The following is a 15,923-nucleotide window of genomic DNA, read 5'->3' on the forward strand; positions in this document are numbered from 1 at the left end:
TATTATTCGAATTTTTTAAGTTCAAAAGTTTCGCCATCAAAAACTCCATACGTAAAATAACCAATCCAGTCACCTAGATTCACATATTTTGAATCTTCACCAACCGGAATAATCATTGGTAAATGACGATGTCCGAAAATAAAGTAATTATAATGTTTGGTTTCGAGTTTACGTTTGGCGTACAAAACTAACCATTCATTTTCTTCACCTAAAAATTTAACGTCCTCGTCTCCAGAAATCAGTTTGTTTTTTACGGATAAATATTGCGCTAAACTCACGCCAACATCGGGATGTAACCATCGGAAAAGCCATTTTGAAAATGGATTTGTAAATACCTTTTTCATTCGTTTATATCCCTTATCACCAGGACCTTTTCCGTCTCCGTGACCAATTAAGAATGTTGTTCCGTTAAAAGTAAATTCTTTGTTATCATGATAAACCGGAATATTCAATTCGGTTTCAAAATAATCATTCATCCACAAATCATGATTTCCTACGAAAAAATAAACCGGAATTCCGCTATCACGAATTTCGGCCAATTTTCCTAAAACACGTACGAAACCTTTTGGTACAACCGTTTTATACTCAAACCAAAAATCGAATAAATCGCCTAGTAAAAAAATTGCTTCGGCATCTTTTTTAACCTCATCTAACCAAGCCACAAATTTTTGTTCACGAGGCAAACTCAATTCAGGCGTTGGAGCACCAAAATGCTGATCAGAAGCGAAATATACTTTTTTCATGTATTATGAGATGTGATTTGTGAGATGTGAAACGTGTTACATTTCACAATTTACTTTTTACTATTTACAGATTATCACTCGCGTACCATTCGGCAAACGACGATTCTGTCTCTTGAAGTTTAAGTGAGAAAAGAGAAATATCTGCAGGCAAACGAGCTATGATTCTATCGGCAAAATCAACAACCATATTTTCACTTGTTGGCTGATAATCAACTAAAATAACATGATGACCACGATTTTTTAATTCATTTGCTAATTCGATATGTGGTGTAGTTTCGTTAAAAACTGTTGCGTGATCAAATTGATCGACGATTTCTTCTTTTACAATTTTCTTTAGATCCGAAAAATCGATTACCATTCCGAATTTCACATTCGATCGATCTGTAATTGGCGAACCAATAACTGTTACCGATAATTTATAACTGTGTCCGTGAACGTTCTTGCATTTTCCGTCATAACCGTACAAAGCATGTCCGGTTTCGAAACTAAATTGTTTTGTAATTCTGATATTACTCATCGATTTGAATTTTAGGTTGCAAATTTACGAATTAATAACCGTTTTTATCTCTTTTTTTGGCTCTGTTATACATCCAATACGCAATTCCAACCAGAACTACGAACGGAAGAAACGATCCAATAACAACTCCAATCTGATAACTGCCATCAGGCGCGGTTTTAATTTTCTCAGCAACATCTACTTGCTGCAGTAATAAAATGAATTTCATTGTAGATTATCTTTATTGATATTTTATTTTGCCACAGATTAAAGGATTAAAATGATTTTAAAATAATCTTATTAATCCTTTAATCTGTGGCAAAAATTACTTTTTAAATTGTATTAATGCATTTTTACTAAAATCAGACAAAACTAATTTTCCTGTAATTGCTGCGCGTTCCAGAAGCAACGATTCCCAATGTTCTGTTCCTTCCCAGATAATCTTTTTCATTTCAGATAAAGCTTCGGGATTGTATGAACTTAGTTTTTGTGCAAAATTTGCCACGGCGTTATCCAGATTCTCTGCCAAGTGAATTTCAGAGAAAAGTTTATTGCTTAAAGCCCATTCTGCCGATTTCCATTCGTGAGCCGCCAAAGTCATTTCGGCCATTGCTGCTTTTCCAATTTTACGCGAAACTGCTGGCTCAATTACAAATGGTCCAATTCCGATTGCTAATTCTGATAATTTTATAGCACTTTCCGGTGTTGCCAAAACATAATCACAAGCCGAAATAATACCAACTCCTCCTCCAACAGATTTCCCCTGAACTCTACCTATTATAAGTTTAGAACAATTTCGCATTGCGTTTAGCAAATGAGCAAATCCCGAGAAAAACTCAGCACCTTGCTCTTCATTTTTTACAGCCAAAAGCTCATCAAACGAAGCTCCTGAACAAAAAACTTTCGAACCTTCGCTTTGCAAAACAATTACAGAAACCGTTTTATTAAGACTCAAAGCATTAATTTCGGCAGATAATTGATCTAATAATTCGCGCGGAAAAGAATTACTGGCCGGATGACCAAACTGTACTGTTGCAACTGCATTATTAAAAATAGTTTGTAAAGAACCGTTTTGAATTGTTGTACTCATAAAAATAGATTTGAACGTAAAGTTACGGTTTTGCAACTATTTTAAGTTGATGGCTTTCGAAATTTGTTTTTTGTAAATTAATTGACTTTATTTGCTAACGCTTTGGGGGATTAGCTCATTTGGCTAGAGTATCCCGATGAAAAATCGGGAAGGTGACAGTTCGAATTTTCCTTCAAAACCAACTAACGGGGGATTAGCTCATTTGGCTAGAGTACTTGCCTGGCAGGCAAGGGGTGACCGGTTCGAATCCGGTATTCTCCACAAATATTTTACAACAAAAATACCCAAACAAATCTGTTTGGGTATTTTTTTTTATGTCCTTTAAAATCTGTTTAAAGACTTCACTGAACATAAATATTCACTTGATTTGATCGAGTATTTAATAATTCTAAACCTTGCTAAACAATTTTCATAATCAAAGAATATTTTACTATTTTTGATTCGATTAACATCCGAAATTTCGGAAAGAACCAATTACAAACCACAACATTACCAAAAGAATATACTGAATGGATAAAATTAATTTATTAATTATTGTGATCATTATTACCCTATTCGTTTCATTATTTCTTGCCTTTTTTCTCTTTACCGTCAAAACAAAACATAAGTTAAGCAATTCTCTTTTTGCGATTTTTCTGCTTCTAACTGCATTAGACAGTATTGATCCCCTATTAAGCTTAGTGGTTAAAAATCCGTCAAATCTAGGGATGCTTAGAACTACATTTGCTTTTTTGCAAATTCCTGTTTTTTATCTTTACGTACTCTCTGTTTGTTATTCTGATTTTAAGCTTAAATCTAAAAACCTCATACACCTACTTCCGTTTTTGATTGTAAATCTAATTTTATTACCTCGTTTTTACGCCGTTGATCTTGCTTCTAAAATTAGTTTTATTCAAAATCGTCAAAATATGATCGAGCTTCAGCTTATTCATATTCTATTTCACATTCAAATAGTTGTCTATATTACTGCCGTTTTTGTCATCTTAAAAAGAACTAAAAAACTATATCTCGAAAACAACTCAGGCGCGAGTATAAATTCTTATAATTGGTTATTTCAATTTACGAGTGTACTAACTATTTTATATTTGATTGCTCTTGTAAAGAATATTTTTAAATTTTCGGATTACCCATACATTTCCGAATGGATCAAAATTGGAATTGTACCGTTTCAACTCATTATTATATGTTGGTACTTATACAAGGCATTAAATCATCCAGATTTATTTAGAAACATTGATTCAAAATTAAAACTGGTACAGGATATTATTTCTGAAGAAAAAAATAACGACCAAAAAACCACAAACGAAAAGGAATACAACCAAGAGTTAATTAAGTTGAAACAATATATGGCAGAGGAAAAACCATTCTTAAATCCTTCCTTAACGATTCAAGATGTTTCAGCTGCTATTCAAATTCCTGTTCGTGACTTATCGCTTTTGATTAATCACAAACTAGAACAGCATTTTTATGATTTCGTTAATACCTATCGTATCGAAAATGCAATGAATATTTTAAAAGATGTTACCAAAAGCAAAGTAACTATTTTAGAAATTTTGTACGATGTAGGTTTTAATTCAAAATCTTCTTTTAATACTGCGTTTAAAAAACATACCGGAAACACTCCAACAACTTACCGCAAAAGCCTATAAAACAAGACTTTGTAATTACTCGTACTTCCATTTTTAAATATTCGTACTAGTTTTTTAAAACAAATGCGTTCGAATATTTTTATTCGGTCGCATAGGTTTAATTTCTCTCACATCTTTGTATCGAAATAAATTTCTAACCTTAAAATTTACGATACCATGAAAAACGCTATTTATTTATTACTTCTTATAGTAACAGTCGCAAGTGCTCAAACAAACAAAAAAGCAGCATTTAAAGAAAGAGATTATAGCTTTCTTACAGACAGCTTAAATATTGACAAACAATTAGAGAAATATAAACTTGCAGGATTTAGTCTTGTTGTTTTTCAAAACTACGAGATTGTGTACACGAACCAATTTGGTGTAAAATCAATAGATTCAAAAGAGAAAATAGATCAAAACACTGCTTTTTCTACAGCTTCAATTTCAAAACCAATTACAGCGTTACTTTGTTTTATGCTTGAAGAAAAAGGATTGATTAATCTAGATACTCCGATAGATGGCTACCTAAAACGCTGGCATTTACCAAAAAGTAAATTTACTGAGAATAACAGCCCAACATGGAGACAATTTCTTAATCATACGGCTGGCACAACTCAAAGCGGATTTGCCGATTATTATGAAGGCGATACAATACCAACAATAAAAGAAAGTCTTTTAGGAAAAATTCCGCGATATGATAAAGAAATAGATTTCTTGTTCACGCCTGGAACGGGTTGGGCATATAGTGGCGGTGGTTATGTAATTGTTCAAATGGCATTAGAAGATACTTTTAAAAAACCTATTGGAGAACTTGCCAGAGAATACATTTTCGCTCCTCTTGGACTAAAAAACACTACAATGATACAACCTGACGAGAAAGGATTCCCAACAAATGTAGCACTGGTTCACGACGAAAACGAAAAAGTTATTAGAACAGGTTTGCCAATTACGCCGCAAGTTGGAGCATCTGGAATGTGGTCTACTCCTACTGATCTAGCCATAATTGCTATTGAAATGCAAAATGCTTTGCGCAATAAAAACAACAAAGTAATTTCTCATAATGTTGCAAAAAAAGTAACAGAAGTTACTGCTATAAAAGATGCTGTTGGCGGATGGAGTTACGGATGGCAAAAATCCTTTGGTTACAATAACTACGATTGGTTTATATGCAATGGTTCGAATACAGGAGTTGGCGGAAGTATTTTTGCAACGATGACAGATGGAAATGGCTTTACATTTTTAACTAATGGCGAAAAACCAAATCGTTTTCCTGTAATGGGAAATACTCAAAAAACGCTTTTAAAATTGATGAACTGGGACAACAAGACATCTAATGACGAAATTCAGGAAATGCCTTCAACTCTAAAAGAAAAGCTAGTAGGTACTTATGATGATTTTCTTTATGCGCAAGGCGTAGAAACCAAAATTGTAGAAAAAAACAATCGCCTTTATGTTCAATCTATGTTATTGGATCATTTTAAAGGAAAAAATGATAATGAGTTGGTGTATTTAAAAAACGGATATTTTAAAATCGTTGATTATCCAAACTTACTAAAATTCGATTTTGACAATGGAAAAGCAAATTCTGTAACCTTAATGAGAGATAATCTTACTACTAAAGTTGACTTAACCAAGAAAGCAAAATAAACTCTGATTTAAAACAAAAAGCTGTAGTACTCCAATTGTATTACAGCTTTTTGGTTTAAACAAATCTATTATCGTTCATTTGCGTTATCCTCGAAATCTACTCTTTCTTTGTCAGTTTTTTTGAAATCATTATTTAAAAGATTCGTTAACTTCTTTTTTTCCTTCTGATTTTTTTTAATTGTTAAAACAACCAAAATGACAATCAATAATGCTACAACTCCTATTACTACCCAATTAATATCCATAGTTTTAATTTTTAAATAAAAATATAATTTAAAAATATTGAACACATTATCAAAAGGTTAAGCCTTTAAAGAAAAACAACATCATAAAAATCAACATTACAAAATTCAAGTTTAAAAAAGACCAATTGTACATTCCAGATAGCAGGAATATATCCTTTTCATCTTACTACATTCAAGCTTTTTGAGAATTTTTCTCATTCTTTAATTTTATAATTCAAAACGCGATAAAACTTATTTTAATATAAATATAGCTTTTATAGGCATTATTTATTTGAGTCAACATATAGATTTGTTTAATTCTAACACATGGATAATATCAAACTATATATTCACTTAAACCAAAAAACAATGAAAAAGTTAATTTTATTATTTAGTCTGTTAGTCATACTTACTGCATGTTCTACATCAGACAATGAAGAAAACTCAAAAGACAATTTTAATCCACCAGATTGGATAATAGGGAGCTGGAGATCAGATAATGGTACAATGTATACCTTTAGAAATGATGATATAATTTGCACATCTGAAGGCAATCGAGTTTCATACAAAGATAAAGTAGCATTTTTAAAAAGTGGAAAATCAACTTATAGCATTACAGAAACAAAAACAAATGACAGTTATATTGCAGAATTTAAAGTTTCTAATAAAACAACTATTTTTAGTTTCTCCAAAATATCTGCTACCAAAATAACATCAAATGAACACCTTAGTGGTAACTATAAAAAACATTAATCAAAAACCGCATTATCAATTTGTAATGCGGTTTTTTTTTACCAGAAAGTAAAAGTTACGTATTCAAAAAACCGTAAATACTGTATGAAAAACTGTATTTTTGTTTATCACAAAACATAGTAGATTATATTATAATGAATTTTTCAAAACTGTAATTTACCCCAACAGTCTGTTTTTTACCAAAACCCATTTTCTAAAAGAATTTTAAATATCTTTGAATTATGAGCACAGCAACAAAATCAAATCATATAGGGCGCAAAATAAGCCGTATTCGTGAACTTCGCGATATGAAGCAAGAAGCTTTGGCACAAGCTTTAGGCATGAGCCAGCAAACTGTATCTGCAATAGAAAACAGCGAAACTATAGAAGAAGAAAAACTAGTTGAAATAGCAAAAGCACTTGGTGTTACTGCTGAAGCCATAAAAAGTTTTTCAGAAGAAAATATGATTACTTACTTTAATACTTTCAACGATAGTCCCGGAAACTTTGGAACTTTTGCGAATGGAGCAATTTGCAATTTTAATCCTCTTGATAAAGTGGTTGAACTTTACGAACGTTTAGTTCAAGCTGAAAAAGATAAAGTTGAGTATTTGGAAAAACTATTTAAGGAGAAATAAGTCTTTTTATAATCTGACAAAACAATTAGAAAAAAAGTAAAGCCCAATAAAAAATATTGAGCTTTTATAATTGATGTCTAACAGATGAATTAGATTTTTTTATTGTTACATGCTTTTCTTGCGTTACTATTATTGTTTTTTTTGCTTCCATGTTTACCTCCATTTCTTTGTTTAATTTTCCGTTATTATTTACATTCTCAATTCGACAATTTTCATTCTTAATTCGGCTAATTTTTATACTTTCATTACACGAATAACTATAGTTATTCACTTGAAACATTGATAATCCAACATGCACCAATATAGGTATGAACTTTTTAACTCCTTTTTTCATCTGCGACCATTGGTCTGCTTGTTAATTATTACAAAGGTACTTCTAATATTTTTTAAAAGTAGTGTAGACTTTATTCTATAACTAAATAGTCAAATCGAAAAAACCGATAATAAACTATTGCTATTGATATTCATCAAAAAAAAATCTTCTGCTATTATAAAAAAACCTCAGGAAAAATATCAGACTTCTTCTCTAATATATTTCTTGTAATAATTCAAAAAATATAAAGGAAAAAATGCCCCAGCAACTGGCATATAAATACCCCAAAAAGCCTCGTCATAATTCATAGTCTGTTTTTCTACAATCATTAATAAAACAGAGGTAAGAATAGGAAATATATAGTAAATTCTTTTTTCATTTTCTTTATCAAAATAAATGAATCCCGACGAAAGGAATAAAAGGAAATAAAAAAATAGATTAGTCATAAAAATCATAATCAATCCTCTATCAGTATACTTATAATAAAAATATGTCAAGAATAACAACAAAAAAAATCCCACAACAAAGTTTGAAATCAAAAACGTTCCAAATTTATAGCTTATAAAAGCATAAAAGACAAAAAAGACGAACAAGAAAAAATAATTCCACATAACTTTTAAATTTTTATTCTGAAAAGAAATCTTAACGAAGCAAAAACCCAAATCGGATACTTCCATAAAAATAACCTGAATTGGTATTGGTAAGCGGATCGTTTAATTCTCGTCCTCTATAAATAAAAGAATACGACATATTGAAGTTGTTGTGGCGGTATTTTAAACCAAATTCGGCGTTAAAACGAAGCGGTTCTAAATCAAAAGTTACCGGACTTGTATTGCTAAACATACTGCCCTCGATCGTTGCATCATAAAATTGATAATTAACACTTGGCATTGCATAAAAATAAAACTCACGAATATTGTATTGTGGTGTCGCACTTACAGAAGCATCGTGCAAATTAGAATCGTAAATTGGGAGTAATTTCTTGAAACCAATTCTAGTTAAGAATCCTGTAGAAACTCCGGTAAAAATAGTTCCTAAATTAGCTTCGGACTGAAAATGGAGATCTATAAAATCATTGTGTTTTGTTGGAAATAATTTCTTCGAATACATGACATGCAACTGAACAGCCAGAGCGTTATGCAATTGGTTTTCCCAACCATACACTTTTTTATACCCAATAACATGATGAAAACTTTCCTGCGTTTCTCTACCAAAAGCATTTGGCCCCATGAAACCTAACTGAAAATCGGTTTTTAGAACAGATTCACTATTATAAAAAAAACTTCGTCCGGCTTCGGCAAAAAGATAACCTGTAAACGGACGATCATTTATATCGACAGCCGTTTCATTTATAAATCTTGGGTTATAAATATATTGACCAATTCTAAATTCGGTAATTTTTTTGTTGATTTTTTCGTTGTTATTCTTGGATAAAAACCGATAAAAAAACTCTAAACCGTTGGTATAATACATATCATTTTTAGACGATGTGTATAAATCGTTGTCGGTAATTAAACCAATTTCGGTCGTTTTTCCCTGTCCAAAGACCCAAACCGATGTCAGTACTAAAAACGCAAAAAAGGCTTTTTTACTTCGCATTATAATTTATTTTTCCTACCGCGCGCATTTCACGAACAATTCGTTCTTTGCGGCGATTGATATAACTTGAAGATCCTGTTGCTTTAAATTTTCTTGGATTTGGCAAAATCGCCGCAATTCCTGCCGCTTGCATTGGCGTTAAACTCGAAGCATCGCGACGGTACCAATGTTCTGTTGCTGCATAAGCACCATAAACTCCATCACCCATTTCGATACTGTTCAAATACACTTCCATAATGCGTTCTTTACCCCAAATAAGCTCAATTAAAACAGTAAAATAAGCTTCTAAACCTTTACGCAAATAACTTTTTCCTTGCCATAAAAATACATTTTTGGCGGTTTGTTGCGAGATTGTACTTCCGCCACGAATTCTACGTCCGCGTTCGTTACTTTTATATGCTTTTTGAAGTGCTTTAAAATCAAAACCATTGTGTTTTAAAAAAGTTCCGTCTTCGCTGGCAATTACAGCCTTTTGCAAATTCATCGAAATTTTTTCGATAGGTTCCCAATCGTGATCAAAATAAACTTCTTTTCCTGCCAGTTTATTTTCGATTGCCCGAATAACCATCAATGGCGTAAAAGGCACCGGAATATATTTAAAAATCACTACCGATGCTATTGAGACTCCAAAGAACCACAAACACGCTTTGATAAAAAACCATTTCACTTTTTCGCCAAAAGATCGATTGCCTTTTTTGGGTGCCGTTTTGGGTTTTGGTTTATTTGCGGTTGTTTTTGGTGCTGGTTTTTTCGCTACTGCCATTATATTAAATCTGCTAATTCTGTTCCTATTAAACTCCCAATTGCTACTCCCATTCCGCCCAAACGCACTCCACAAAACACGTTTTCAGACAGTTGTGCAACAACAGGATTTTTACTGTTCCCAATTCCCATAATACCGCTCCAACGATGTGCGATCTGGAAATCCTGATTTGGTAAAATTACATTTTTAAGTAAATCTTCCAATTTATTTTGAACAATTTTCGTTTGACCAAATTCTGTTGTCGTTTCAGTTTCAAAATCAAGATTTCGTCCGCCGCCCAACAAAATTCTGTCGCCTATATTTCTAAAATAATAATAACCGCGATCTAAATGAAAAGTTCCCTTAATCGCCAAATTTTCGATTGGTTCTGTAATCAAGACTTGCGCTCTTGCGGGTTGCACTGCTCCTTTTGTTATTGCGTTTGCAAAACCATTGGTCGCAAAAAGCATCTTTCTGGATTTAAAACTAAAATCGTTCAGGACAATTTCGACTTGATTTCTTAAATCAGAATATGCTGTTACGGTTTGTTGATTTAGGATTAAAATATTTTCAGAAACAGCTTGTTTCAGCAATTCCTGCATCATATTTCCGGTATCAATTTGGGCTTCAAAAGGATTAAAGATTAAATATTCCTGGATATTTTCAAATCCAAAACGATCAATTTCTTTATTAAAAACATCTGCTTTAAAAAGTGGTTTCAAAATTTCATTGACAAAAGGCAATTTCGAAATACATTGATTAAATCCGTTTTCATCTTCTTTCAAAAACAATTCGTATCCGCCGTAAGGCTTAAAATCTATTGCAGCATCTCCCAATCTCTTTCGAAGCAATTGTAAACCTTTCCAACGTTTTTCGATCAGTTTTATTACATCTTCTTCTGAATGTGTTTTGAGATCTTCCATAATTTCAGAAAGACTTCCAAAACAGGCAAAACCAGCATTTTTGGTACTTGCTCCTTGCGGCAACATTCCTTTTTCGAGTACCAGAATTTTGGCCGTTGGAAATCTTTCGCGTAAGCGCAATGCTGCGTGCAAACCCACAATACCGCTTCCTACAATAGTATAGTCTACATTTGTAAACCAATTTTTAAGTTCCCAATAACTTAATTCCATCTTTATCTTAAAGTAAATTCCAAATTTTAAATTCCAAATTCCAATTTAGGAAATAAATTTAAGGTTTTGCTTTGATTTTAATTGCCACGAATTCACGAATTATTTTTTTAATAATCTTTGAGAATTAATATTCGTGAATTTCTAACTGAATATTTCTTAAGCGTTTTTCGAATTTGGGATTTTTGTATTGGAATTTAAAACGAAAACTTTAACAATAATTGGAATTTGGATTTTAAATATTGGTGTTTAAATGTTGTATTTTTAGCCCCACGAATATTAGAATTTTATTATGAAAAAAGTATTATTTACAACCTTAATAATGATGAGTTTAAACGCTATCGGACAAAATGTGATGTCTCCGGAATTGTTATGGAAATTAGGAAGAGTGAGTGCGCTTGGTCTTTCAAAAGATGCAAAAAATGTTGTTTTTAAGGTTTCGACTCCTTCTGTTGAGGAAAACAAATCGTCTTCTAAATTTTACATTGTACCTGTAAACGGAGGAAATGCAACTGAAATTAAAGACACAAAAGAAATTTTGGCAGACAAAAATGTTTCGCCTGATGGAAAATTTTTAGTGTACAATGAAGAGGTAAAACTTGAAAAAGTTTTAGGTAAAGATTTTTATCCGAAACTTGAAAAATCTGACGCTCAAATTTATGATGGTTTAGATTATCGTCATTGGGACACTTGGAACGAAGGAAAATGTAATCATGTTTTTTACAAAGAAAACAAAGATGGTGCTGCTGGAATTGACATCTTAAAAGGTGAAAATTTTGACTCTCCACAAAAACCTTTTGGTGGTGACGAAGATTATATCTGGTCTCCTGACAGCAAAAGCATTTTATATGTTTGCAAGAAAAAAGCCGGAACTCAATATGCTATTTCTACAAATACAGATATTTATGAGTACAATTTAGAGACTCAAAAAACTACAAACAGAACCGAAGCTAATTTGGGTTACGATACTGCTCCGCAATTTTCTCCAACAGGAAATTTAACTTGGTTGCAAATGAAACGTGACGGTTATGAGGCTGACAAAAACGACATTATTGTTGAATTTAAAGGTATTAAAACTAACTTAACTGCAAATTGGGATGGAACTGTAGATAATTTCATTTGGAGTAAAGATGGTAAAAATGTATTTTTTGTTGCTCCGGTTGATGGTACAAAACAACTTTTTACGGTAAACTTTCCAGGCTTAACCAGAATTGCAATTACTGTTCGTCAACTAACAAATGGTGATTTTGACGTTAATGATTTAGTTGGTTTTGCTGGTGACGATATTATCGTAACTAGAAACGATATGAATCATGCTCCGGAGATTTTTTCTTTTAATTTGAAGAAAAATACTTGGAAACAATTGTCGAATGTAAATACAGAAACATACAAAACATTAACTCTTAGTAAAACTGAGAAACGTTACGTTACGACAACTGACGGTAAAAAAATGTTGGTTTGGGTAATTTTACCTCCAAATTTTGATGCTTCTAAAAAATATCCAACTTTGTTATTTTGTCAAGGTGGACCACAATCTGCGTTGACACAATCGTATTCTTTCCGTTGGAATTTTTCTTTAATGGCTGCAAAAGGATATGTTGTTGTTGCACCAAATCGTCGCGGAATGCCTGGACATGGTGTTGAATGGAACGAACAAATTAGTAAGGATTGGGGCGGACAGGTTATGGATGATTACTTATCTGCGATTGATGATGTATCTAAAGAAAACTATGTTGACAAATCTCGTTTAGGTTGCGTTGGTGCAAGCTACGGTGGATACTCTGTGTTTTACTTAGCTGGAATTCATAAAAATCGTTTCAAAACTTTTATTGCTCACGATGGTGTTTTCAATACAGTTAGTATGTTAGGAACGACTGAAGAGGTTTTCTTTAACAACTGGGATTTTGGTGGCGCTTATTGGGAAAAAGACAATGCTGTTGCTCAAAAAGCTTACACTACTTTTAATCCTGCAACTTTAGTACAAAATTGGAACAAGCCAATTTTAATTTTCCAAGGTGGAAAAGATTACCGTGTACCAATTGGACAAGGACAAGAAGCTTTTCAAGCGGCTCAATTAAGAGGAATCAAAAGTAGATTTGTTTATTTCCCTGATGAAAATCACTGGGTTTTAAAACCACAAAATGCTCAGGTTTGGCAAGGTGAATTTTTTAAATGGTTAAAAGAAACGCTTTAATCAAACGATAATTTGATATAAAAATAGCCGTAGATTTATATAATCTGCGGCTATTTTCTTTTCTGTACCTTTTAATTATGTAAAAGATTAGCATTTATTTGTATTTCTAAAACATAAATTTTAAATAAATTGCAGTTGTTTCCAATACAAAACCCAAAAATCGCAACAATAACATTCTATGGAGAGTAAAAAAAGTTACATGCCTATTAAAGTCCTTTTCAGTTATGTTGCATTACTGGCTTTGGTTGTTACGGTAGGATGGTTTTTGTATTCTGAAAATGTAGTTTATAATAAATTAGAAAGTAAAATAGCATTCGAAAAAACTAAGATTCTTAAAGTGAGTAAATTGTTTTCGAATGTTTATAAAACCGAAAGTTTAGCCCGAAAAACAATTCAAAACAATTCTGAAGAAGATTTTAAAAATTATCTTATTGAAACCGATTCTCTAAAATCCAGAATTGATACTTTAAAGCAAATTGTTTCGACTCAATATCAAAAAACTTTACTTGATAGTGTTACCTATTTATTGTCTGAAAAGACCAAAAACATCCAACAATTAAAAGCTATAAAAAACAAAGCCGAAGACGAAGTTTCAGTCAATACGGCTATTGATGAAATTACTAAAATGGAGTTTAAACTCCGAAAATTAGAACTTCAGGATTTTAATAAAAATCCAAATCAATTGGGAAGTTACCAGCGAAATGTACTTCAAAAATATGTCGATTATCTCAATCAGAATATTCCGGATGACAGCACAAATACATTAAGCAAGCAAGCTTCTGACTCAATTTTAGCCAATTCGAAAAAACTGCTTAGTAATGTAAAACTGAAGGCTGAGAAGAAAAAAGAGTCTTTGAATTTTGAAGAGAATAAACTACTTAAAAACGAAATTGCAATTTCTGATCAACTCAGGAAAGTACTTCGAATTATTGAAAGAGAAATCATTATCAATTCGATAAAAAACAATTCCTTAAAAGAAAAATCACTTAAAAAAGTCAACGAAATTGTAACTGCTTCGGCGATTATTGGTTTAATTCTGACGTTGTTTTTCTCGATCTTAATTGTGAGTGATTACTCTAAATCGCAAGTTTACAAGAAGCAACTTGAAATTGCCAATTTTAAAACTAAGAATTTGCTTAAAAGCCGTGAACAATTAATCTCGACGGTAAGTCATGATTTAAAAACACCTTTGAGCACTATTGTAGGTTATTCGGAACTTTTAGGCAATTCTGATGTAAATACTAAACAATCGTATTTTATTAAAAACATCAAAAATTCATCGGAATATATAACGCAATTGGTTCAGGACTTACTGGATTTTTCTCAAATAGAAGCTGGAAAAATCACAATTGAAAAGGTTCCGTTTTTATTGCCCGAAATTATTGATGAAGTTGCAAAAAGCATTCAAACTGTTTACAAACAAAAAAATATTGACCTTATTATTAATGTCGATGAAAAGCTAAATACCCGAATTGTTGGCGATCCGTTTCGATTGAAACAAATTTTAAGTAATATTATTGGAAATGCTTACAAATTTACGGCCGAGGGTTTTATTAAAATCAGCGCATATGTATCTGAGAATAGCGAAAATTTTGTTATCTCTATTCAGGATTCGGGAATTGGAATTGAAAAAGGAAATCAAAAATTAGTTTTTGAAGAATTTGCTCAAGCAAATGAAAACATCGAAAAACAATACGGCGGGACTGGTTTAGGCTTGTCGATTTGCCAGAAAATAATTTCTATTTTAGGCGGGAATTTAGCTCTTGAAAGCACTTTTGGAAAAGGAAGTACTTTTAAAATTGAGCTTCCGTTATTGTTTGACCATAGTCAAAACACAGTTATTGAAACAAAAAAGCCAATTGCTGCAACTACTAAAAAACAGACTTTTATTGTTATTGACGACGATGTTAATCTTCTTAATTTAACGAGCGGTGTTTTAAGGCAGGAAAAACATGAAGTTTTATCTTTTGATAGTGCTGTAAAAGCTTTAGAGGCAACCAAGAATACGAATTATGATTTTGTAATTACCGATATTCAAATGCCGGAAATGGATGGCTTTAAGTTCCTTGAAAAATTAAAAAGCAACAAAAACTCATCGTATAAAAATCAACCTGTAATTGCTTTAACGGGAAGAACTGATTTAGATTTTTCAGTTTACACGAAAGCTGGTTTTACAACTGTAATCAAAAAGCCTTATTCGCCTAAAGTATTACTAGAAACTATTCACCATATTTTAGCCAATGATGCTTTACCAAATGTTGAAATTACCGAAGAGGAAGAAAACACTTCGACAAAACTATACTCGCTTAAAACCTTGAAAGATTTTCTAGGCAATGATAGTGAAGCTTTAAAAGAGGTTTTGAAATCGTTTATTAAAAGCAGTACAGAAAATATGATTTTGTTAGAAAATGCAATTACAGAAAAGAATATTGCAGAGATTAATTCGATCGCACACAGAATCGCTCCAATGTTTAAACAAATTCAGACGCGTGAAATTAGTGAAATTTTAAAATTCTTAGAAACGAAAGATCTTGAAAATTCTGATTTGACAGCGCTTTACGACTCTCTAAAATCAAAAACCGATTTACTTTTTGAAGCTTTGAGCAAAGAAATTGCTTAATCTATAGCCGTTTGGTTCAATTAGTAAAAAAAATCTAACACATAGAATCATAGATTTTAGATCGGTTAAAGAATGCAAAAACGAAACTAGTTTCTCACACATAGTTCTATGTTTGTTAATACAAGTG

General features: G+C 31.9%; 15 protein-coding genes and 1 tRNA gene. 7 read left to right on the top strand and 9 right to left on the bottom strand.

Going from position 1 to position 15,923, the window contains the following annotated elements; all coding sequences use genetic code 11:
- Nucleotides 1–2: 2 nt before the first annotated feature.
- The 4 genes from IW18_RS14040 to IW18_RS14050 form a co-directional block, all read right to left on the bottom strand.
- Nucleotides 3–743: a UDP-2,3-diacylglucosamine diphosphatase gene (locus IW18_RS14040; RefSeq protein WP_041518508.1), complete on the bottom strand. Its 741-nt coding sequence runs from the start codon at nt 741–743 to the stop codon at nt 3–5.
- A gap of 64 nt (nt 744–807) precedes the next feature.
- Complete coding sequence (locus IW18_RS14045) at nt 808–1,260, bottom strand: 6-pyruvoyl trahydropterin synthase family protein (protein WP_041518509.1); 453 nt, start codon at nt 1,258–1,260, stop codon at nt 808–810.
- Nucleotides 1,261–1,291: 31 nt separating this feature from the next.
- Nucleotides 1,292–1,468, bottom strand: coding sequence for a hypothetical protein (locus tag IW18_RS23205; RefSeq protein WP_165587335.1), 177 nt, complete (start codon nt 1,466–1,468; stop codon nt 1,292–1,294).
- 96 nt (nt 1,469–1,564) lie between these two features.
- Nucleotides 1,565–2,329, bottom strand: coding sequence for an enoyl-CoA hydratase/isomerase family protein (locus IW18_RS14050; protein WP_041518510.1), 765 nt, complete (start codon nt 2,327–2,329; stop codon nt 1,565–1,567).
- A 187-nt stretch (nt 2,330–2,516) separates the two neighbouring features.
- On the opposite strand from IW18_RS14050, the gene IW18_RS14055 reads away from it, so the two are divergent.
- From IW18_RS14055 to IW18_RS14065, 3 genes are all read left to right on the top strand, one after another.
- Nucleotides 2,517–2,590, top strand: a tRNA-Ala gene (locus IW18_RS14055).
- A gap of 248 nt (nt 2,591–2,838) precedes the next feature.
- Nucleotides 2,839–3,978 (top strand): helix-turn-helix domain-containing protein, encoded by a 1,140-nt coding sequence (locus IW18_RS14060; protein ID WP_041518511.1) that lies wholly within the window; start codon nt 2,839–2,841, stop codon nt 3,976–3,978.
- A 156-nt stretch (nt 3,979–4,134) separates the two neighbouring features.
- Complete coding sequence (locus tag IW18_RS14065; protein WP_041518512.1) at nt 4,135–5,604, top strand: serine hydrolase domain-containing protein; 1,470 nt, start codon at nt 4,135–4,137, stop codon at nt 5,602–5,604.
- Nucleotides 5,605–5,672: 68 nt separating this feature from the next.
- On the opposite strand, the gene IW18_RS23210 is transcribed toward IW18_RS14065, so the two are convergent.
- Complete coding sequence (locus tag IW18_RS23210) at nt 5,673–5,849, bottom strand: hypothetical protein (protein WP_165587336.1); 177 nt, start codon at nt 5,847–5,849, stop codon at nt 5,673–5,675.
- Between the two features lie 348 nt (nt 5,850–6,197).
- Here IW18_RS23210 and IW18_RS14070 point away from each other — a divergent pair, with 348 nt between their 5' ends.
- Nucleotides 6,198–6,581 carry a membrane lipoprotein lipid attachment site-containing protein gene (locus tag IW18_RS14070; RefSeq protein WP_123902551.1) on the top strand — a complete coding sequence of 128 codons (384 nt, stop codon included), beginning with the start codon at nt 6,198–6,200 and terminating at the stop codon, nt 6,579–6,581.
- A gap of 221 nt (nt 6,582–6,802) precedes the next feature.
- Entirely contained in the window at nt 6,803–7,198 is a 396-nt protein-coding gene (locus IW18_RS14075; protein WP_041518514.1) for a helix-turn-helix domain-containing protein, read from the top strand.
- Nucleotides 7,199–7,262: 64 nt separating this feature from the next.
- Here IW18_RS14075 and IW18_RS14080 read toward each other — a convergent pair whose 3' ends face one another.
- From IW18_RS14080 to IW18_RS14100, 4 genes are all read right to left on the bottom strand, one after another.
- A complete protein-coding gene (locus IW18_RS14080; protein ID WP_041518515.1) occupies nt 7,263–7,532 on the bottom strand; it encodes a hypothetical protein in 270 nt (89 codons plus the stop codon).
- A gap of 621 nt (nt 7,533–8,153) precedes the next feature.
- Nucleotides 8,154–9,110 (bottom strand): lipid A deacylase LpxR family protein, encoded by a 957-nt coding sequence (locus IW18_RS14090; RefSeq protein WP_041518517.1) that lies wholly within the window; start codon nt 9,108–9,110, stop codon nt 8,154–8,156.
- Entirely contained in the window at nt 9,100–9,873 is a 774-nt protein-coding gene (gene mtgA / locus IW18_RS14095) for a monofunctional biosynthetic peptidoglycan transglycosylase (RefSeq protein ID WP_041518518.1), read from the bottom strand. Before mtgA ends, IW18_RS14090 begins: the two co-directional genes overlap by 11 nt.
- Nucleotides 9,873–10,985: an NAD(P)/FAD-dependent oxidoreductase gene (locus tag IW18_RS14100; RefSeq protein ID WP_041518519.1), complete on the bottom strand. Its 1,113-nt coding sequence runs from the start codon at nt 10,983–10,985 to the stop codon at nt 9,873–9,875. Before IW18_RS14100 ends, mtgA begins: the two co-directional genes overlap by 1 nt.
- A gap of 289 nt (nt 10,986–11,274) precedes the next feature.
- Here IW18_RS14100 and IW18_RS14105 point away from each other — a divergent pair, with 289 nt between their 5' ends.
- Together IW18_RS14105 and IW18_RS14110 are read left to right on the top strand one after the other, a co-directional pair.
- Nucleotides 11,275–13,176, top strand: coding sequence for a S9 family peptidase (locus IW18_RS14105; RefSeq protein WP_041518520.1), 1,902 nt, complete (start codon nt 11,275–11,277; stop codon nt 13,174–13,176).
- A gap of 199 nt (nt 13,177–13,375) precedes the next feature.
- Nucleotides 13,376–15,796, top strand: a complete 2,421-nt coding sequence (locus IW18_RS14110; RefSeq protein WP_240475562.1) for an ATP-binding protein — start codon at nt 13,376–13,378, stop codon at nt 15,794–15,796.
- The last annotated feature ends 127 nt before the right edge of the window (nt 15,797–15,923 follow it).

This window comes from Flavobacterium hibernum, from assembly GCF_000832125.1.
GTDB classification, from domain to species: domain Bacteria; phylum Bacteroidota; class Bacteroidia; order Flavobacteriales; family Flavobacteriaceae; genus Flavobacterium; species Flavobacterium hibernum.